Origin of the sequence: Streptomyces sp. RGM 3693 (assembly GCF_050471125.1) — a bacterium.
In the GTDB taxonomy this organism is placed as follows: domain Bacteria; phylum Actinomycetota; class Actinomycetes; order Streptomycetales; family Streptomycetaceae; genus Streptomyces.
Map to the genome: position 1 here is coordinate 1,376,211 of NZ_JBMPPQ010000001.1, position 17,587 is coordinate 1,393,797.

20 protein-coding genes and 3 pseudogenes are annotated in these 17,587 nt (G+C 67.8%); 13 read left to right on the forward strand and 10 right to left on the reverse strand.

All coding sequences use genetic code 11. From position 1 onward, the window contains the following. Window positions 1–212 precede the first annotated feature (212 nt). Window positions 213–755 carry a DUF5994 family protein gene (locus ACO0M4_RS05730; protein WP_430368532.1) on the forward strand — a complete coding sequence of 181 codons (543 nt, stop codon included), beginning with the start codon at window positions 213–215 and terminating at the stop codon, window positions 753–755. Window positions 756–966: 211 nt separating this feature from the next. Here ACO0M4_RS05730 and ACO0M4_RS05735 read toward each other — a convergent pair whose 3' ends face one another. From ACO0M4_RS05735 to ACO0M4_RS05745, 3 genes and pseudogenes are all read right to left on the reverse strand, one after another. Beyond that, complete coding sequence (locus ACO0M4_RS05735; protein ID WP_430368533.1) at window positions 967–1,215, reverse strand: hypothetical protein; 249 nt, start codon at window positions 1,213–1,215, stop codon at window positions 967–969. Window positions 1,216–1,302: 87 nt separating this feature from the next. Beyond that, window positions 1,303–2,512: pseudogene (locus ACO0M4_RS05740) on the reverse strand (PP2C family protein-serine/threonine phosphatase). Between the two features lie 294 nt (window positions 2,513–2,806). Continuing rightward, window positions 2,807–3,241, reverse strand: a complete 435-nt coding sequence (locus tag ACO0M4_RS05745) for a MarR family winged helix-turn-helix transcriptional regulator (RefSeq protein WP_430368535.1) — start codon at window positions 3,239–3,241, stop codon at window positions 2,807–2,809. 97 nt (window positions 3,242–3,338) lie between these two features. On the opposite strand from ACO0M4_RS05745, the gene ACO0M4_RS05750 reads away from it, so the two are divergent. The 3 genes from ACO0M4_RS05750 (at window position 3,339) to ACO0M4_RS05760 (ending at window position 5,261) form a co-directional block, all read left to right on the forward strand. Continuing rightward, on the forward strand, window positions 3,339–3,896 hold the full coding sequence (locus ACO0M4_RS05750) for a quercetin 2,3-dioxygenase (protein WP_430368536.1): 558 nt from the start codon (window positions 3,339–3,341) through the stop codon (window positions 3,894–3,896). Between the two features lie 333 nt (window positions 3,897–4,229). Beyond that, the gene (locus ACO0M4_RS05755; RefSeq protein ID WP_430368537.1) at window positions 4,230–4,730 is read left to right on the forward strand and encodes an alpha/beta hydrolase fold domain-containing protein; all 501 of its coding nucleotides are present in this window, start codon (window positions 4,230–4,232) and stop codon (window positions 4,728–4,730) included. A gap of 144 nt (window positions 4,731–4,874) precedes the next feature. After that, window positions 4,875–5,261 (forward strand): hypothetical protein, encoded by a 387-nt coding sequence (locus tag ACO0M4_RS05760; RefSeq protein ID WP_430368539.1) that lies wholly within the window; start codon window positions 4,875–4,877, stop codon window positions 5,259–5,261. Window positions 5,262–5,315: 54 nt separating this feature from the next. On the opposite strand, the pseudogene ACO0M4_RS05765 reads toward ACO0M4_RS05760, so the two are convergent. Then, a pseudogene (locus tag ACO0M4_RS05765) lies at window positions 5,316–5,569 on the reverse strand (ATP-binding protein); the annotation flags it as partial. 250 nt (window positions 5,570–5,819) lie between these two features. Next, a complete protein-coding gene (locus tag ACO0M4_RS05770; protein ID WP_430368540.1) occupies window positions 5,820–7,199 on the reverse strand; it encodes an IS1380 family transposase in 1,380 nt (459 codons plus the stop codon). Between the two features lie 1,023 nt (window positions 7,200–8,222). Here ACO0M4_RS05770 and ACO0M4_RS05775 point away from each other — a divergent pair. The 7 genes from ACO0M4_RS05775 (at window position 8,223) to ACO0M4_RS05805 (ending at window position 12,387) form a co-directional block, all read left to right on the forward strand. Continuing rightward, on the forward strand, window positions 8,223–8,558 hold the full coding sequence (locus ACO0M4_RS05775) for a MerR family transcriptional regulator (protein ID WP_430368541.1): 336 nt from the start codon (window positions 8,223–8,225) through the stop codon (window positions 8,556–8,558). Between the two features lie 114 nt (window positions 8,559–8,672). Next, on the forward strand, window positions 8,673–8,801 hold the full coding sequence (locus tag ACO0M4_RS05780) for a hypothetical protein (protein ID WP_430368542.1): 129 nt from the start codon (window positions 8,673–8,675) through the stop codon (window positions 8,799–8,801). Between the two features lie 3 nt (window positions 8,802–8,804). Next, window positions 8,805–9,008, forward strand: a complete 204-nt coding sequence (locus ACO0M4_RS05785) for a cold-shock protein (protein WP_105974444.1) — start codon at window positions 8,805–8,807, stop codon at window positions 9,006–9,008. Between the two features lie 540 nt (window positions 9,009–9,548). Then, window positions 9,549–9,752 (forward strand): cold-shock protein, encoded by a 204-nt coding sequence (locus tag ACO0M4_RS05790; RefSeq protein ID WP_430368544.1) that lies wholly within the window; start codon window positions 9,549–9,551, stop codon window positions 9,750–9,752. 324 nt (window positions 9,753–10,076) lie between these two features. Next, entirely contained in the window at window positions 10,077–11,570 is a 1,494-nt protein-coding gene (locus tag ACO0M4_RS05795; protein ID WP_430368545.1) for a DEAD/DEAH box helicase, read from the forward strand. 46 nt (window positions 11,571–11,616) lie between these two features. Next, entirely contained in the window at window positions 11,617–12,021 is a 405-nt protein-coding gene (locus tag ACO0M4_RS05800) for a CBS domain-containing protein (RefSeq protein WP_430368546.1), read from the forward strand. Between the two features lie 54 nt (window positions 12,022–12,075). Further along, a complete protein-coding gene (locus ACO0M4_RS05805) occupies window positions 12,076–12,387 on the forward strand; it encodes an SCO5918 family protein (RefSeq protein ID WP_430368547.1) in 312 nt (103 codons plus the stop codon). Window positions 12,388–12,493: 106 nt separating this feature from the next. On the opposite strand, the gene ACO0M4_RS05810 is transcribed toward ACO0M4_RS05805, so the two are convergent. Next, window positions 12,494–12,853, reverse strand: a complete 360-nt coding sequence (locus ACO0M4_RS05810) for a hypothetical protein (protein WP_430368549.1) — start codon at window positions 12,851–12,853, stop codon at window positions 12,494–12,496. A gap of 156 nt (window positions 12,854–13,009) precedes the next feature. On the opposite strand from ACO0M4_RS05810, the pseudogene ACO0M4_RS05815 reads away from it, so the two are divergent. Both ACO0M4_RS05815 and ACO0M4_RS05820 read left to right on the forward strand, forming a co-directional pair. Continuing rightward, a pseudogene (locus ACO0M4_RS05815) lies at window positions 13,010–13,439 on the forward strand (universal stress protein). A 165-nt stretch (window positions 13,440–13,604) separates the two neighbouring features. Then, a complete protein-coding gene (locus tag ACO0M4_RS05820; protein WP_430371265.1) occupies window positions 13,605–14,723 on the forward strand; it encodes a PP2C family protein-serine/threonine phosphatase in 1,119 nt (372 codons plus the stop codon). A 94-nt stretch (window positions 14,724–14,817) separates the two neighbouring features. Here ACO0M4_RS05820 and ACO0M4_RS05825 read toward each other — a convergent pair whose 3' ends face one another. The 4 genes from ACO0M4_RS05825 to ACO0M4_RS05840 all read right to left on the reverse strand — a co-directional run bounded on the left by ACO0M4_RS05825 (window position 14,818) and on the right by ACO0M4_RS05840 (window position 17,549). Then, a complete protein-coding gene (locus tag ACO0M4_RS05825) occupies window positions 14,818–15,012 on the reverse strand; it encodes a hypothetical protein (protein WP_430368551.1) in 195 nt (64 codons plus the stop codon). Window positions 15,013–15,261: 249 nt separating this feature from the next. Then, window positions 15,262–16,161 (reverse strand): hypothetical protein, encoded by a 900-nt coding sequence (locus tag ACO0M4_RS05830; protein WP_430368552.1) that lies wholly within the window; start codon window positions 16,159–16,161, stop codon window positions 15,262–15,264. A gap of 76 nt (window positions 16,162–16,237) precedes the next feature. Continuing rightward, on the reverse strand, window positions 16,238–16,426 hold the full coding sequence (locus ACO0M4_RS05835) for a hypothetical protein (RefSeq protein ID WP_430368553.1): 189 nt from the start codon (window positions 16,424–16,426) through the stop codon (window positions 16,238–16,240). Window positions 16,427–16,574: 148 nt separating this feature from the next. Then, window positions 16,575–17,549 carry a thiopeptide-type bacteriocin biosynthesis protein gene (locus tag ACO0M4_RS05840; RefSeq protein ID WP_430368554.1) on the reverse strand — a complete coding sequence of 325 codons (975 nt, stop codon included), beginning with the start codon at window positions 17,547–17,549 and terminating at the stop codon, window positions 16,575–16,577. Window positions 17,550–17,587: the final 38 nt, after the last annotated feature.

Genomic DNA, 17,587 nt, shown 5'->3' on the forward strand with positions numbered 1-17,587 from the left:
AGGTCAGCACCGCCAGCCGAGTGCACCGCTCAAGTTCGAAGACCCGTCAAAACGCCCTGATATCCGTCACCGCGAAACCGTCCGGCGGGCTATATACAGGAGTACCCTGAAATTACCGAGGACATTTCGCATAAGAGTCTCTGAGCTCCTGTCGTTCTCGGCGATTCACAACACCGGGCCGGTGTACACCGGCCCGGGGACAGGTCCGCGTCATGACCGCGACCATTCTGTATACGCCGGCGGTCGAGAAGCGGACCCTTTCGCTGCGTCTCGCGCTCGCCTCAACCGACACCCCTGGTGCTCTTCTGGACGGTGCCTGGTGGCCCCGCTCCCGCGACCTGGCGGCGGAACTTCCCGCGTTGACAGCGGTGCTGGATCCCCTGTGGGGGCGCATCACCCATGTCACGGTGAATCCGACCCTGTGGCCGGTCATCCCACGGAAGGTGCCCGTTGAGGGGCACGTGGTGAGCGTCGGCTGGTTCAAGGCCGAGCAAGACCCCCACAAGCTGTTGCTGCTCTCCTACACCGTCGGCCGCTGGGACCTGCTGGTGATTCCGCCGCAGACGGATCCGGCCATCGCCGCCTGGCTGATGACCGCGGCTACCGGTCCGCTGCGCAGCCACACAGCGAGTGATCTGCTGAAGAGGGCCGAATTCCAACGGATCGTGACACAAGCCGACCAGGCCCGAGAAGCGGTCTGGGACTCCGAGGGCGGCCACGGCGCCCGTGTGACCGCGCCGGCAAACTCGGCGTGAACCTCTAAACGGCCCCGGTGAAACCGCCGGGGCCGTCCTTTCAGGCGCAACACGTGAGAGTGCGCAACCCACAATCCACGGTACACCTGCCAGGCAGTTTCCGACGTGATTCCGTAGGCTGACGCAAAGCATGAGCACATTCCGCTCGGACCTCAAGCACCGACGGCCGGGCTCAGCAGCCGACAGCGCCGGGCCACCGGCAGAGTGCTCGCTATTCCGCATTACCGCGACACTGCCCCTGGACACGGAACCAGAGTCCGGGAGCATAGATCGAATCGACGACGGCGGCCTCGCCTTTGGTCACCCTCAGGATCCGCAATGCGCCGCACGGAAGCAGGTCGTACTCGTACGTCGCGGGCGACTCACCTTCGGTGATGTCGTCGTAGGAGATATCTGCAACCGCCAGATCCGCGTATTCCTTGGGGGGCCGGTTCTCCACCAGCTTGATGAACACGCTCATACCTTGACGATAGATCCCTCGCGGTTTTCTCGCGTGACATGCCAGATCTCACCGCCAACGCCGCACCACCAGTCGGGCGGTATCGGCTCATTCCAGGGTGGCAAGGTGGTCGGCGGCGCCCCCGCGCCACTCGATCAGGAAGAGGGTCGCGTCGTCGCTGGTGATCCCGCCCCGCTCCTGCTTCAGGGCGTGAGAGAGGGAGCGCACTACGGCCCGCACTCCTTCCTCGGCGTGCTCGATGCGGTTGACCCAGGTGATGAGTTGCTCCTCACCGAACTGCTCCCCGCCTGCTTCATGCTCCTCGATCAGGCCATCAGTGAAGCACAGCACCCGGTCGCCGACCCGGAGCGTCTGCTCGCTGAGCTGAGGCTCGTCACCGCCGAAGCCGACCGGCAAGGTGGTGGGGCTGTGCAGTTGCTGGACGACCTGGTGGTCGCGGATCAGTAGCGGTGCGGGATGGCCCGCATTCACCCATTGCAGGTGGCCTGTTCCGACGTTCAGGCGCATCATCTGCGCGGTGACGAAGTGCTCCGGCCCGAACTGCCCGGCGATGGCCCGGTCCATGAACGCATAGATCTCGGACAAGCCGATACCGGCGCGTCGGGCGTGCCGGTAGGAGCCAATGGCCACAGTCGCCATCGCGGCCGTGTCCAGACTGTGGCCCATCGCGTCGATCATGGCCACATGCAGGATGTCGTCGTTGAGCGCGTAGTCGAAGCTGTCGCCGGCGACGCCGTAGGCGGGTTCGAGAATTCCGGCCACCGCGACCTGCGGGACGGACATCGCCAGCGGCGGCAGCAAGGACCACTGGATCTCCGCGGCGACGCTCATCGGTTCGCGGCGCCGGGCCGGGAAGAACTGGTCGGTGTAGCTGTGCTTGGTGACCAGAATGTCGGCAACCAGACCGGCCAGCCTGCGCAGCAGCCGCCGGTCGTCGTCATCCACCGTCTGCAAAGTGAGCGCCATGACCCCCACCTGGTCGTTTGCCGTCCAGCAGCGGTAGGTACATCCGCACGCCGTCGGCCTGCGGCACTTCGACGGGGATCGTGCGCAGGAAGGCCCTGCCAGCGTGGGAATCACCGATCGGCTCGGGCTCGCCGACGGTCAGCCGCCTGCCTGGCAGCGGGACCAGCAGCTCCTGGCCGTAGTCCTGCAGGAGGATCGAGACCTCGCGCCCCCCGACCCTGCCCACCTCTTCCGCAATCAGCGGGGCGATGAGCATCGGCGGCATCTCGTGCGCCCGGTCCAGCAGCACCCCCAGCAGCCGCTCACCGAACCCTTCCGATCGGTCCACCATCCCCTTGTCGGGCTGCGACTCTCCTGCCGTCACAGCCGCACCCGCCCTTGGCAGATCCGCTCGAAGACCCACTCACGTGATCGGTACACACGGGCTCCTGATACGACCGTCAATCCGCACAGCCTGACGCGGCCAACCGGCCCAACGAGCCGATTACGCCAACGGCGGCATGTCACACCCGGTCAGGAGACGTGGCTCTCAATCCCGGTGTCCAAACAGCGGCTCCCGATCTCGCTGCCCGAGTGGCTCCGAAACACCCTGTCGAAAACACGGGACGACTAGCTAGCTAGACGACTACAGGACAGGCGGCGCACCCCATGAGGTCTCCAAGGCGGCCCGCAGCGCATCAACCGCCTGCTGGCCGATCCGCCCGGCGAGCTCCTCTTCCAGCCGTTCGAGGAGGGCGCTGGCCTGGTGGTGGGTGCGTTCCCCCTGTGCAGTGCGTCGGATCAGCCGCTGGCGGCCGGAGGTGGGGTCGGGCACCTGTTCCAGCAGCCCGGCGGCCACCAGGCCGTGCACGGCCTGGTGCGCGGTCTGCCGGGCGACCCCCATCCGCCGGGCCAGCTCCGACACCGTGGTGCCCTGCTCGTCGAGCACGGCGAAGAGCTGGACCTGGGTCGGCGAGATGGGCGTTGCGCCGGTCTCTTTGAGGGTCGCCAGCAGGGCGTCTTCGAACCAGCGCCGGGCCTCGGTGAGCAACTGGGGAAGGCTGCGGCCGGTGACGTGCATGTGTTCCTCACAGCGGGTGGGTGGGACCTATGGCTTGCCCTCCGACAAACGCTTATGTCAGGCTACCTGACATTCGACGTTCGGGACAGGAGCAACCATGACGATCGAGTACGCCACTGCCTACCGGCGGGCCTCACACATCCCCACCGAGCCGGGCCAGCCCTACTTCATCGAAAAAGGCGAGGGCGACCGCGCCCACCTCTTCGGCGACTTGATCACCATCTATGCGGGAGGCGAGCAGACCGAGAACGCCTTCAACTTCTTCACCGTCGAAGGACCCAAGGGCAACCTCATCCCGGCCCACCTGCACCCCGACACCTACGAGGTCTTCTACATCACCGCCGGCGCCGTCCGCCTGTTCGTCGAGGACACCGACGGCAACCAGCAGGAAAAACTCCTCACCCCCGGCGACTTCGGCTTCGTACCCAAGAACTGCCCGCACGCCTACCGCATGGAGCGCCACCACAGCCAGGTCGTCGGCGTCGCCGCCGGCCCCGGCGGCACCTTCGAGCGGTTCTTCGAAAACCTCGGCGCCCCCGCCGAACAACTCGGCCTGCCACACGAGCCCCTCGTCCCTGCCCCCGAGAAGTTCGCCACTGTCCCTCAGCAGTACGACGTGTGCTTCCTCCCCGACCACCAGTGGAGGACCAGGTGATAGCCGGTCCGTCCTTGCCGGAGTTGATCGCCGCCCCGCACCCCGACATCGCCCCACTGCCTCCCCCGCGCCCTGCGAGCCCGGCGTACGGCTGCTGCGCGGCCTCCCCTACGCCGCCCACGACGGCAGCCGCCCCTTGGAGCTGGACGTGTAGCTGCCCGCGACCACTTCCTCCCAGCCGTCCCCGTTGGTGCTGTTCGTGCACGGCGGCTCTTGGCGCCGCGGGGCGATGCGACGACATGGGCTTCAGGCTGCGGCAGTGGCCCCCAGGGCCGCTGGCCGGCATAGCGGCGGCGGGCTTCGCCGTCGCCTGCGCCGACTACCGCCTCAGCGGTGAGGCGACCTTCCCCGCCCCGCTCAACGACCTCCGCGCTGCGCTGGCTCACGCTCCGCTCGGCGGAACTGCGAATCGACACCGGGCGGACCATGGTGTGGGGCGAATCCGCCGGCGGACACCTCGCCACCCTTCTCGCCCTCACCCACACCACGCCACACCTGGCCGGTGCCGTCATCTGGTACGGGCCCAGCGACCTGACCACCCCGCGCGGCGACTTCACCCCGCAGGACCCGGCCACCCCGGCCACCCCGCAGGCCCTGCTGCTCGGCGGCGCCCCGGCCACACTTCCTGAACTCGCCCTGGCGGCCAGCCCGCTCACACGCGTCCATCCCGGCGCGCCGCCGTTTCTTCTCATCCACGGCGAAGACGACACCATGGTCTGCCGTACGCACAGCCAAGACCTCACCGGCGCCCTGAAAAGCGTCGGCGCGGACGTCGCACTGCAGGTGATACAGGGGCCGACCACGGCTGGGCGGGACTGCCCGAGGACCGAATAGCGGACATCTTCACCAGCTCGCTCAGCTTCGCCCGCCGCCTGACGCCCCGACCACGGCTGTCCTTCACCTGACGCTGTGCCAGCAGAAGATCCCACGTTTTTGATCGATGGGTAGCTGGTGGACTGCTGGGGGTAAGCAGGTGGGATGACAGCGGGTGACGTGTGGTGTGACGTGTGTCGGCGGGTGATTGAGGACGGCCGTCAGGTGCGGGGGGAGGTGCCGGATTCGTCGGCGGTCTATGTCTATGACCTGGGCTTTGACGGGCGACGGTTCGTCACCGCGTGCTCGAAGGAGCACCTGACGGTGCTGCGGGAGCGGTATGACCGCCGGCCATTCGTCGACGAGGAGTTGTGGGTGGGCAAGATCGCCCGGGTGCTCGATGAGAACCACGATGCGCTCAGGGTCGACCGGCTGGCTGAAGCGACTGGGCTAACGGTGCCGCAGGTGGAACGGGCGCTTGAGTGGCAGAACGCACGGTTTGCTCGGTGGTGGAATCAGCAGTGCGGGGTACCTGCGGCACTGAGCCTGTAGTCGCTGACACAACTCTGCGCCTCACTGACAACTACTCCACTACTCTGCGCCCGACGCCTGCGGACTGCCGTCATGCACGGCCACCTCGGTGCTGCCCGGGTGCGCGGTCAGGTCCAGGGTGCAGGTGCCGCCGCCGTGACGGAGGGCGTTGGTGACGAGCTCCGAGGAGACCAGGACCGCGGTGTCGGCAGCCTCGGCTGCGATCGTCGGCTGTGCGAGACCTTCGAGGAAATCTGGGCGCTCTCGCGTGCGTCGGCGACGGATGTCGCGGAGCGGACGGTTGCGACGTTGACGCTCATCGTGTCCATCAGGTCACCCTGGTCTCTGGGTCGTCAATGCCCGGTCCTGTCTGCCCAGTGCTTGCGCCCCGGCCTGCGGCGCGTTAGCCTCGATCGTTCATGAGTCCTCGTCGGTGTGCTGACGGGGACTCTGTGTTTGCGAGGTGCGGTCTTTTCGGGGCTGGGGCACGTTGAGGGCCCGGTTGTCGCGTCGGATGGGCGCCGGGTTCCACTTTCCCGGTGTGGTGGTGCGGATCGTTGGGGCGGTCGGTGTGGCTGGTCAGCCGGGGCTCGGCAAGGCATTGAGCCGGTCGATTGCCCGGGTGACTTCGTCGGTCCAGGGCCATCGCGTGGTGAAGCGGAGCCAGCGGCGGCGGCCGGTGGTGACCAGCTGGGCGGCGGCGGAGAACAGTCGCAGGCGGAGCTTCTTGGGTTCCCAGCGGCGCGTTTCTGCGGTCAGGGCGAGCATCGGCATCCAGGCGAGGAGGTCGAGTGCGAGGGAGACGATCTCCAGCCAGATCCGGTTCTGTGCCGTGTCATGCAGGGGCAGGTTGCGCAGGCCGGTGTCGCGGGCGTTTCGGATGCGGTCCTCGCAGCGGGCCCGCCTGCGGTGGCGCAGTTCAAGGTCGGCGAGCTGGCCGCCTTGGGTGTTGGTCGCGAAGCAGGTCAGTCGCAGTCCGTCGACGTCGGTGAAGCGCAACTGGGCGCCGGGGTGCGACCGTTCCTTGCGGACGATCAGCCGCATCCCCTTGGGCCACGTGCTCAGGTCGGGCATGTCGGTGATCTCCGCGACCCAGGCGCCGGGCCGCTCTGTGCCGCCCGCGTCGTAAGCCGGTGTCCACGCCTTCTTCGGGATCTTCAGGACGGCCTGGTGGATGGCGTCGGTGATGGTCATGCCGACGGAATACGACAGCCACCGGCCCCGGCGGGAGAGCCAGTCGAGGAAGGCGTGGGTGCCGCCGGCAGAGTCCGTGCGGATCAGTGTCTGCCGGCCCCGCCGCAGGTGTTTGGGGAGTTGGGCCAGGGCGAGTTGGGTGGTGGTGATGTGATCGCTCGCGGTGTTGGAGCCTGCGTTGCCGGGCCGCAGCAGCGCGGCCACCGGCTCTCCGGAACCGGCTTGGCCGTGGTCGACGAACGCGACGAGCGGATGATGGCCGAAGGTCTTCTTCCAGGTCGCGGTGGCGTCCTGCTTCTCGGAGTGCGCAAGGACCAGCACGCCGTCGATGTCCACGATCACGTGAGCGTCGGCGGCCGGACCGTTCGCCCCGGCCAGTTCCCAGACCCGCGACCGTACTTCGGCCCGCGCCGACCGGATCGCGGTGAGCGCCTTCGGTCCGGCTGCGGCGAGGGCGTCGATGAGTCGTGAGACCGTGGGGTCGGACGCCACCGGGCCGAACACGTCGGGCTCGGCCCGCAGCATGGCGACATCGGCGAGGCAGTCCCCGCCCAGAGCGACTCCGAGCGCGACATCCAGCAGAACCTTGCCCGGGTCGTGCACTGCCCGCGGCTTGCGCCACGGTGCCAATGCCACCGATATCGCGGTGTCCAGGCCCACCTTGCCGACCGTCTCGACCAGCAGCACCGCCCCGGCCTGCGAGACCGCCCCGCTGCCACCGCCCTCGACACGGACACGCGGGTACAACCCGATACGCTTGCTCACCTGGAGAGTGCTTCTTTCCGTGCAGCCAACAGGACCCTAGACAAGTCCCATCGTTGCAGGTCAGGAGCACTCTCCGCTTATTTGATCAAGGCATGGACGAGCACGCTCATGAAAGCGCGAGGTTAGGTAACCGCACGAAGCCCCGGCTGTGGATCGTTTCTGGCCGATCATCCACGCAGTCAGATGGGGAAGCTGCGGTGTTCGCGGCGTCGAGGCTGCTTATCGGCGCTGCTCGGAGCGGGTGCCCCCGGCTGGAGTGGGGCCGCCGCGTGCCTCTTCTCCGGTCGAGGTCGGCTATCTCCCTGGCTGGCGCACGGAAATCTATGTTGGCTGGAGTAGACATTGGACGGTGGTGTGGCTATGGTTTCTCTCGTAGCCGAGATCAAGCAAGGCCCGGCAGAGACGAACTGCCGGGCAGCAGTACAGGCAGTTCGCAGGACGGTGCGGTGGTGGAGTTTCGAAGCCAAGGTTGTTGCAGGACGGCGACGGGACTGACGATCGGACCGGGTGGCCCGCAGTGATCAGGGGCCGCCGTGAGCAGTACCGCAATAGCAGTTCAGTAAGTGCAGTTCGAAGTACCAGCAGTGCGGTATCAGTGGTTCCTCGGTAAAGGCGTCGGCTGCGGGCGCGCGTGCCGGGAGGTTCGGCAGTGGGGTTCTAAGCCAGAGCAGATGCAGGACGGGCGACGGGGCTGGCTGCCGAAGAGTGGCGCTGTTCGAGGCCACCAGCAGTACGCAGTTCCCGCTTGGTAAGTAGTTCATCCAGAGGGAAAGAACGGAGGAGTTGAGCGCCATCAGGATCGCCCGGGCGGAAGTCTGGAGCCCGGGTACCGCAGGACATCGATAATGAGGTGGTCTCCGGTCAAGCAACCGCGATCCCCGCACCCCCGACAGCATCTCGGTCGGGTCTGCGGAAACAGAAGGCCGACGCAGCATCAAGGTCGGCAGATGGTGTAGCAGTTCCTTCGGGGCCCTGGTGCCACATGGCACCAGGGCCCCTCCACGCGTTCCACAGAGAGGTGCAATGACAGCAGACGACTCGTTCGGACGTCTCGATGACGATGATTACCCCGCCTACACCATGGGCCGGGCCGCCGAGATGCTCGGCACCACCCAGGGCTTCCTCCGTGTCATCGGCGAAGCCCGCCTCATCACCCCGCTGCGCTCCGCGGGCGGCCACCGCCGCTATTCCCGCTACCAACTGCGCATCGCCGCCCGCGCGCGCGAGCTCGTCGACCAAGGCACCCCCATCGAGGCCGCCTGCCGCATCGTCATCCTCGAAGACCAGCTCGAAGAAGCCCAACGCATCAACGCCGAATACCGCCGCGCCGCCGGATCGTCCGGTCCGCCCGCGGCCTGAGGCAGTGCGCCCGCCGGGTAGCGGCGGATCCCCGCACACACATGTCGGGGTGACGCATGGGTCGTTCCCTATGGTGACAGGATGTGCGGACGTGTAGCGTCTGCGTCAGCTGTCATGGTTCGGAAGTTCCCCTTCGCCCACGCCTTCGGCGTGGGCGTTCTGCTGTGTAGTGCCGCAGGAACCAGGGCGATCACCTCCGCCTTCCGCACGTTGCGGGAGGCGTACATCGGCTGGAAGGCATGAGACATGGCTACGGGAACTGTGAAGTGGTTCAACGCGGAGAAGGGCTTCGGCTTCATCGCCCAGGACGGCGGCGGCCCGGACGTGTTCGCCCACTACTCCGCGATCAACTCCTCGGGCTTCCGTGAGCTCCAGGAAGGCCAGGCCGTGACGTTCGACGTCACCCAGGGCCAGAAGGGCCCCCAGGCCGAGAACATCAGCCCCGCCTGACCTTCCCGCCCGCGCTCAGAACGTACGGCTGCCCCGGGCAGGTCCTGCTGTCCGACTGTTCACCCAACAGCGGGCGCCGGCCTTCAGGAGACGGTGGCCGGATCTTGGGCGGCACGTGATCAGGGCCGCGCAGCAACAGCTGCGCGGCCCTGATCTGTGTCGAGACCGGCGTACGGGCCGATGGGGCCGACGCCGGGCAGGGCGGTGCCACCGGAATCGTTGTGCCCTCTTCCTGAAACGCTGCGCTCCGGGTGGGTCAATATCTATGACTGCGAGGTGAGGGTTTAACGCGCCGTGCGGGGAGTGTTTTTACTGCAACTAACAGAGCGGAATTATTTACCGTACGTGGGCCGCTACCTCATGCTACTGTCGATCCCAGTTGCAGTTGTGGTTCCCAAAACTTCAAGCGCCTTCGCCGGTATTTTTCAGCCACTGGAAGCGTTTTCGTATTGCCGGTCATTTTCCGGACGGGGCATCATCGCGGCGACCCGGTATCCGCGCATCGCGGATACCGGCGTACTGCCCTAAAGGAGATATGACGTGGCGTCAGGCATCGTGAAGTGGTTCAACGCAGCCAAGGGTTTTGGCTTCATCGAGCAGGATGGTGGCGGCCCGGACGTGTTCGCCCACTTCTCGAACATCGCCGCCCAGGGCTGCCGTGAGCTGCTCGAAGGCCAGAAGGTCACCTTCGACGTCGCGCCGGGCCAGAAGGGCCCGACGGCCGAGAACATCGTTCTCGCCTGACGCTGACGCGCACTTTGTAGCTGGGGCCCGCATCCCTCGGGGTAGGGCCCCAGCTGCGGGCATTTCCCGCAGTGGTGTCTCCTGTGGGACAACACCGCCCGCAGTCCTTCCCCGAGGATGCGCGCCTCTTCGGAGCTGCACCGGTCGACGTCCGGGACTTCACGTCCACACGACGTCACATATTTCATCGCCTGCACCGCGCACCCGGATTCGCTGCAAGCCAGATTCGTTTTCGCATTCTATTCGGCCCGTTCTTGCGATTCCCCGCGCTGCTCTTCCGCTGCGGGAATTCCTTGATACGTGCCGCATCAAGGAAGGTTCTCAATGAACCCCACACGTAAGAACGGCCGCTCCTCCCGCCCCCGCCGGACCGACGGCCCCGCTTTCGGCTCCAGCTCCGGTTCGAGGCGGGGCGGCCGCTTCGGCCCGCCCGCCCCGAGCCGCTCGGGCGGCCGCGGCCGGCGGCCCGCAGCGGTCCAGGGCGAGTTCGCCCTGCCGGAGACGATCACTCCCGCGCTGCCCGCGGTCGAGGCGTTCGCCGACCTCGACATGCCCAAGCAACTGCTGGCCACGCTGACCGCGCAAGGCGTGAGCGTCCCGTTCCCGATCCAGGGCGCGACCCTGCCCAACACCCTCGCGGGCCGCGACGCCCTGGGACGCGGGCGCACCGGCTCCGGCAAGACCCTCGCCTTCGGCCTGGCCCTGCTGGCCCGCACCGCCGGACAGTGCGCTGAGCCCCGCCAGCCGCTGGCCCTGATCCTCGTGCCGACGCGTGAGCTGGCCCAGCAGGTGACCGACGCACTCACCCCCTACGCCCGCTCGGTGAAGCTGCGCCTGGCCACCGTCGTCGGCGGAATGCCGATCGGCAGGCAGGCCAATGTGCTGCGCGGTGGCGCCGAGGTCGTCGTCGCCACGCCGGGCCGGCTCAAGGACCTCATCGACCGCGGTGACTGCCGACTGAACCAGGTCGCGATCACCGTCCTGGACGAGGCCGATCAGATGGCCGACATGGGCTTCATGCCCCAGGTCACCGCGCTCCTGGACCAGGTCCGCCCCGAGGGCCAGCGGATGCTGTTCTCCGCCACCCTCGACCGCAACGTCGACCGCCTGGTTCGCCGCTACCTCACCGACCCGGTTGTCCACTCCGTCGACTCGTCCGCAGGTGCGGTCACCACGATGGAGCACCACGTGCTACACGTCCACGGCGCTGACAAGCACCGGATGACGACGCAGATCGCGGCGCGCGAGGGCCGGGTGATCATGTTCTTGGACACCAAGCACGCCGTCGACCGGCTGACGCAGGACCTGCTGAACAGCGGTGTCCGGGCCGCCGCCCTACACGGCGGGAAGTCGCAGCCGCAGCGCACCCGCACCCTGGCCCAGTTCAAGACCGGGCACGTCACCGTGCTCGTGGCCACGAACGTCGCGGCACGAGGCATCCACGTCGACGACCTCGACCTCGTCGTCAACGTCGACCCGCCGACCGACCACAAGGACTACCTGCACCGCGGCGGCCGTACCGCGCGCGCCGGGGAGTCCGGCAGCGTCGTCACCCTGGTCACCCCCAACCAGCGCCGCGACATGACCCGCCTCATGACTGCTGCCGGCATCGTGCCCCAGACCACCCAGGTCCGCTCAGGTGAGGAGGCACTCAGCCGAATCACCGGCGCCCAAGCCCCCTCCGGCATCCCCGTGACGATTACCGCGCCGGTGACCGAGCGGCGTAAGCGCAGCACGTCCTCACGCGGCCGACGCAGCCCAGCCTCGGCTGCCCGGCGCGCGACCGTGCGACGGTCCTCCTTCGACGCGGCGGCCTAAAGACTTCGTGATCAGAAAGCTGACCCACTCATGCAGGAGGCACCTTTTGACGCTGGTTCAGATGCAGCCCCGCTCGACGAGTGCCACCCCCGTGCACAGGACGGTGGCCGATGCCATGGACACCACCGGACCCCAAGTCTGTGACGACATGACCGTCGAGGTGGCCCTGTCCGTCATGGCCAGTGCCCGCACCGGACACCTGCTCCTCTGCGACGACAGCGACCTGTGCACCGGACTGGTCACCCAGGCCCAGCTCACCGCAGCCCGTGACAGCTCCGCGTACACGGACCGGGTCCAGCTGCGGGACATCCTCGGCGATCGAGGGCCGTTCACCTCTCCCGTGACCACCATGGCCGAAGCCGAGCAGGCCATGCGCTACCGCCAGCTCGATGCCCTGCCTGTGGTCGACGAACACGGCAGCGCCTTGGGCGTCCTCGCCCTTGCCCGCTGAACCGCCTCAACCGCCGCAGAACATCCCCCTTCGTTCTTCTCCCTGTGAGGCACCATGCGCTGTGTCATCGCCCGTTTCCCATTCGACCTCACCAAGAGCGGCGTCCTGGAATCGATGAAGGGCGTCAAACCTGAGGAAGTCTTCGGGGCATCCGTGATCGTCGGCCGTCGCACCTACCCCGTCAAGCAGGTCGGCCAGGTCGTCACACGCCAGGACCGCCGCGATTTCAGCGCCGCCGAAGTCCTCCGGGCCATGACCCAGCTCGGCTTCACCTGCCGCCACCTTCCCCAAGCCGCCGCGCCCACGCGCGTTCTCAACCCGTTCCACCAGGCTTCCGCGATGCTCGGCGCCTCTGCGGCCCTCTGACCGACGGGCAGGCGCAAGCCGCCATCAGAGCAGCGGTGCGGGCCCGACCGGAATGCGCCGGTCGGACCCTCACCGCGTACCGAGGGTTCCTCGGCGCGACAGTGGGTCAGTGGTCGGAGTAGCTGAAATCGCCCATGGTCCAGGCACTGACGTCCTCGATCGCCACGCGGTACATCCCGCCCGTCTCCGGGATCCCCACCGAGCCCTGCAGAATCCGCGCCACATGGAAATGCAGATGCGTGGGCGGCCCCTCCTCGCGCGTCGCAGCGGTGAACACGGCGGAGAAATCGCTCAGGCGGGCCGAGTCCGCCAGAACCTCCGACACCCGCTGCCTCCAGACGGCTTCGGGAGCCAGCCGGCCCGTGATGACAGCACCACCGGCGACCACGGTCAGAGACATCTGATTGCTGTGCCCGGACTCCACCAGGGCGGCGACGTCAACAAGCAGTTCGTCAGGCTTCGACATGAGAACCAATTTTAATCACCGGCCGTCCGGTCAGCTTAAGCAGCGGTGCTACATGGAAAATGCAAGATCGAACTACGCAGACGACGACGCCGCGGACCACTGCGTTCCTTCTTCGCCCAGCTAGCCTCCGCACACACCCAGCCTTAGAAAGGACGCGTGGACGCCGCCCGCACCTGGGCACCCGAGAGCGCGGAGATCGTGCTGCTGCATGTCACCGGTCCCGAGGCCCCCGGCGCAGCCCATGGCGCCTACGCTGGACTTCTCGGCCGCGCACGCCCCGAACGCGACCCCGGTACAGCGGTGGAACACCTGGCTGCCGCCTCCGCCGAACAGCTCCTGGCAGACGCGGCGGCACGGCTTGGGCGCCCGTGCACCCGCAGCGAACGCTCCGGCCGTGCCGAGCGCGAAGTCGTGGCCACCGCCGACGGCGCCGACCTGCTCGTCCTCGCTCGCGACGGCGACCGCGCCCACTTCGGCCCCGCAGCCGTAGCCCCGCCAGCCGCTTCACAGTGCTGCTGGTGTGGCCAGAGCCGACGCCGGGCATCGCAACCATCCCACGCCGCCACACCCGCCCCACCACCGGTAGTCGCTGGTGCAGGGCGAAGCCGGCCGGGTGAGCAGAAGTCCGACCGGCGGCTGAGGGGCACGCTCGTCAGCCGCGGCCGGAAGGGTGCAGGGTGGAGAGGTGGCCGCCCGGCAGCGTTTCGCCGGTCTCCGGCAGCCATGGCAGTCCAGTCATGCGCTGCTGCTGATGCCGTTCGTGCTCATCGTGGCGATCACGGTGGTGGACCTGTTGGTTCCGGCCGATGTGCATCTCGGTCCGCTGCTGGTCATCGCACCCGCGATCACTGCGTCGTTCGCCGGACCCCGCGTGACGGGGGTGATCGGGGGCCTGGCGGTGGCGGCCCAGGCGTACATCGGCTGGCACATTGGCGCGCTGTTCACCCGGAACGTGATGGTGCAGATCCTCGCCCTGGCAGTGCTGTCGTTCCTGACCGTGTGCTTCTGCGTGGTGCGCGAGCGGCGCCGCAAAGAGCTGGCCCAGGTGCGTTCGGTCGCCGAGGCCGCGCAGCACGTGCTGCTGTGGCCGCTGCCGGAGCAGCTCGGCCCGCTGCAGATCGCCTGTCTGTACCTGGCCGCTGAGGACGAGGCCCAGATCGGCGGCGATCTGTACGCGGCCACCCGCACCGAGCACGGTGCCCGCGTGATGATCGGTGACGTGCGGGGCAAGGGTCTGTCTGCCATCGGCGAGGCAGCCCTGCTGCTCGGCGCCTTCCGTGAGGCCGCTCACCAGCACACCACGCTGCCGGCGCTGGCCGCTGGTCTGGAGCAGAGCGTGAGCCGATACCTGGCGGACTTCGAGCCGGAGGAGGAGGCCGGGGAACGCTTCGCCACCGCGCTGTTGCTGGAAATCCCGGACGAGGATCCCATCACCCGGCTGACCAGCTGCGGCCACCCTCCGCCGCTGCTGCTTCGGCCGGGCGATGCGGTCACGGTTCTGGTGCACCCCGCACCCCCGCTGGGCGTCGGAGGGAGCGGACCGGTGGACTACACCCTGGATGTGTTCTCCTTCGAGCCCGGTGACACCCTGCTGCTCTACACCGACGGCGTCATCGAAGCCCGTGACACCAGCGGCAGCTTCTACCCGTTCGCTGAACGGGCCGCCCAATGGACCGACCATAGCCCCGGAACGCTCCTGCACCACATCCGGCGTGATCTTCTCACCCACGCCGGAGGACGCCTCGAAGACGACGCCGCCCTGATCGCGATCCGACGCACGGCCGCCCCGCACCCGGGCCGTCACCACGCAAGGGCCATCCACGCCGGCGGGTTGCGCCACCGCCCGGGAAGTGAACCACCCCCTGGCTGAACAGCTCCGCCGAAGTGGCTGGCAGGGGGGCTGCCGGACAGCCGGTGCAGCGCGATGCGGGCAACGGGGTGACGGCCGTTGTGCAGCGTTGCTCTCATCGGCTGGGCCACGGGGCCTGTTCGACGAGCATGGTCCACTCGTGATCGTCGGTGCCGGGCACGAGGCGCCCGGCGGCGGCCCAGCGTTCGGCGAGCGCGTCGAAGATAGGGGCGTCGTCCGAACGCCGCCGCGCGGGCCTCGCGCTCTTGGGGGAGACGAGCGGCACCGGCCACACCGTCAGGGTCGTCATGAAGGGTTCAACGCTTGGCCGGTAGCGAGGTCACATGGGCGTCGGCGACCTGCCGCAGGTGGTTCGCGCCGTGGAGGGAGACGCTCTTGCCGTCGCGGTAGGTGCCGACCGCGACGGTGGTGCCGCTGTCGTCGGTGTGCCGACCTTAACTCTCGGCTCCTGCACCGAACTGACGGGCCGTCAACCCCCGAAGGACTTCCGGAGCCGACCACTTAGGGACTGCCGCCTGAGCGTCGCCGGCGCCATGCGCTACGCGAGATAGGCGCCGGGATCCCGCCTCCCTCGAAGAGTCAGCCCCGGAAGCACCAGCAGGCCGCCACCTTCACACCTCACGTCCGACACGGCCAGCGCTGCCGGCGAAGGCACTTCCCGGCGACGAATCTCCTCGATCGCCATGCGGGCCGCAGTGCTCGCGGCATCGAGATCATCGAAATCGCTCAACCACCAGCCCCTGATCTCGGTCTGCCACCCCCGAGACCGCATGACCTCACCGGGCGTTCCACCGCCCGTCGGGCGGTCGTCCACCAAGAGCAGCACGCCCTCCAACTCCGAGCACAGCACCGACAGCGCACTGAAGGGCAGTTGCCAGGCGTGGGCTGGGACGATATTGAACCCGGCTGTGTCGCGGTCCAGTTGCGCCGGCAATTGCTCCTGCCAGCCTCGCAGTAGCGCCGCCAACGACCCTTCGAGCCACGACCAGTCCTGCGCGAAGGGCGCGGCAGGGAAATGCAGCGGAGGACTCCCTGCAGCCTCCCTGTGTAGCTGCCACAGGTAGGGGAGCCTGCTGAAGTACTCCGCCGGATCGATCAGGTCGACCTCGAAGCGTGACTGCTCGAACGCCTCCAGCTCCTCTGTGTGCCACACCGACAGCTGCAGCCCCCTGGCCCCACAGTCCAGCAAGACCGTCCGCTCGGCATCGCGCCATCGAATCACAGGACCCGCTTCGGCGCCCCCGTAGAGCGTCGGTGGGCCGATCCGCCCGACTGCGGCGCTCAGCACCTCGCGGGTCAAGGCTCTGCGCTCGTCGACGGGCGTGGTGTAGCCGCACTCGCAAACCTGCACCGGCGGTCGACGGAAGTCCGCTTCCGACGGTTGCCCGAGACGCTCGGCGAGGCCGCCTATATCCGGTTCTATGGAGTATGCATCCATGTATGAACTTTTGTACGGAAATCCGTAGGCGGCAACGCGGCGGTCAGTCCAACGGTAGAGCGACGCCTGGCGGCCCCTAGCGACGCACGATGTTGCCTTCCGTATAGGCGGTCTCGCCGGTGGCCAGCGTCTGGAGCCCGGCAAGCAGCCGCACCTGACCGGTGGAGGTGACAGTGTTGATGACCCCCAAGATCGGACGGACGCGGACGCGGACGTGCGCTTGCGACTCGTGGTAGGAGAGCTGGGCCACGGCCTTGTGCGACATCTGCGCCGTGGCCAACGCGTGGGTGATGATCTTCTACCGAACAAGAGGAGAGCTGAAGCCGGCATCATCCCCCCGCCGTGTCGCTGGTGGGGTTGCCGTAAGGACGTCCCCGTTTCAAGGCACGGGGACGCGAGGCGCACCTGATTTGTTAGAGCGGGGCGAATACTGCCTGGCGGGCGGACCATGCCAAGGCGCTCTGGGTTCGGTGGGAGAAACCGAGGCGGTTCCAGTGGAAGATGACGTGGAGGGCGAGGACCTGCCGCAGACCGCGATCGAGTCGTCCGGCGTGTGCTGCGGCGCCGAGCGTGGCGCCTGTGTCGCGGAAGGCCGTTACCCACGTGGTGACCGGGCCGAGAGGGCCGTTGTCGGCGAGGTTGGGGCCCTTGGGGGCGGTGCTGGCCTGGAGCAGGGTGCGGAGCTGTTGGACCAGTTGCAGGCGTCGCTGTTCGGGGATTTGCTCGGCTGTGGAACGGCCCTCTTCGCTGATGAGACGGTCCCAGACGTCGCCGGTTTCGTACCATTCCAGGCCGGCGCCGCGCATCATGGCGGAGCACAGCAGGACAGAGAGTTCACGGCGGCCGAGGGCGACGTTGAGGCGAGCTGGCAGGCGGAGAATTTCGCGGCTGTCGGCGAAGAAGAGGTCGTGGGCGGTGTCGATGCCGAGGGTGCCGCCGAAGGCTGCGGTCTCGGGTTCGTAGATGCCGGGCCACCAGCGCTTCACGTGGTTGTGCTCCCGCAGTTGGTCGAGGACCGCGCTGACGTCGGTCACGGTGGTGGAGCCGGGGAGCGCGTCGAGGCGTAGGCGCCAGCAGGGGTGCTTGCGGATGAACCACCAGCCGGTGATGCCGCCGCTTGATTGTGCCTGGCTCAAGGCAGGTTCGAGATGGGCGGCTGCGATGGATTCGGCGGCGGCCCAGTCCTGGAACTCGATGAAGATCTGCTGCCAGCCGAGGTGGCTGGCCTGGTGCGCGAGGGCATCGTGTCCAGCCTGCTGGAACAGCTCGACGGCGTCCGCTAGGTGCGCTGAATGCATGTGGGCCTGTCGGGCGGTCTCGTCCAAGGGATGCCCGGCCAAGACGTCTAGGACGGCCCGGTCGATGGCGGTCAGTCGATCAGCAGGCATGCGTCCCATCCCGTCTGTGTGGTTGGCGCGCCAGCGGT

Bases quoted from the DNA above. Each gene is read 5' to 3' on its own strand.
- ACO0M4_RS05730 (WP_430368532.1), top strand. From the start codon at position 213: ATGACCGCGACCATTCTGTATACGCCGGCGGTCGAGAAGCGGACCCTT.
- ACO0M4_RS05735 (WP_430368533.1), bottom strand. From the start codon at position 1,215: ATGAGCGTGTTCATCAAGCTGGTGGAGAACCGGCCCCCCAAGGAATAC.
- ACO0M4_RS05745 (WP_430368535.1), bottom strand. From the start codon at position 3,241: ATGCACGTCACCGGCCGCAGCCTTCCCCAGTTGCTCACCGAGGCCCGG.
- ACO0M4_RS05750 (WP_430368536.1), top strand. From the start codon at position 3,339: ATGACGATCGAGTACGCCACTGCCTACCGGCGGGCCTCACACATCCCC.
- ACO0M4_RS05760 (WP_430368539.1), top strand. From the start codon at position 4,875: ATGACAGCGGGTGACGTGTGGTGTGACGTGTGTCGGCGGGTGATTGAG.
- ACO0M4_RS05775 (WP_430368541.1), top strand. From the start codon at position 8,223: ATGACAGCAGACGACTCGTTCGGACGTCTCGATGACGATGATTACCCC.
- ACO0M4_RS05780 (WP_430368542.1), top strand. From the start codon at position 8,673: ATGGTTCGGAAGTTCCCCTTCGCCCACGCCTTCGGCGTGGGCGTTCTG.
- ACO0M4_RS05785 (WP_105974444.1), top strand. From the start codon at position 8,805: ATGGCTACGGGAACTGTGAAGTGGTTCAACGCGGAGAAGGGCTTCGGC.
- ACO0M4_RS05795 (WP_430368545.1), top strand. From the start codon at position 10,077: ATGAACCCCACACGTAAGAACGGCCGCTCCTCCCGCCCCCGCCGGACC.
- ACO0M4_RS05805 (WP_430368547.1), top strand. From the start codon at position 12,076: ATGCGCTGTGTCATCGCCCGTTTCCCATTCGACCTCACCAAGAGCGGC.
- ACO0M4_RS05810 (WP_430368549.1), bottom strand. From the start codon at position 12,853: ATGTCGAAGCCTGACGAACTGCTTGTTGACGTCGCCGCCCTGGTGGAG.
- ACO0M4_RS05820 (WP_430371265.1), top strand. From the start codon at position 13,605: ATGCCGTTCGTGCTCATCGTGGCGATCACGGTGGTGGACCTGTTGGTT.
- ACO0M4_RS05825 (WP_430368551.1), bottom strand. From the start codon at position 15,012: ATGACGACCCTGACGGTGTGGCCGGTGCCGCTCGTCTCCCCCAAGAGC.
- ACO0M4_RS05830 (WP_430368552.1), bottom strand. From the start codon at position 16,161: ATGGATGCATACTCCATAGAACCGGATATAGGCGGCCTCGCCGAGCGT.
- ACO0M4_RS05835 (WP_430368553.1), bottom strand. From the start codon at position 16,426: ATGTCGCACAAGGCCGTGGCCCAGCTCTCCTACCACGAGTCGCAAGCG.
- ACO0M4_RS05840 (WP_430368554.1), bottom strand. From the start codon at position 17,549: ATGCCTGCTGATCGACTGACCGCCATCGACCGGGCCGTCCTAGACGTC.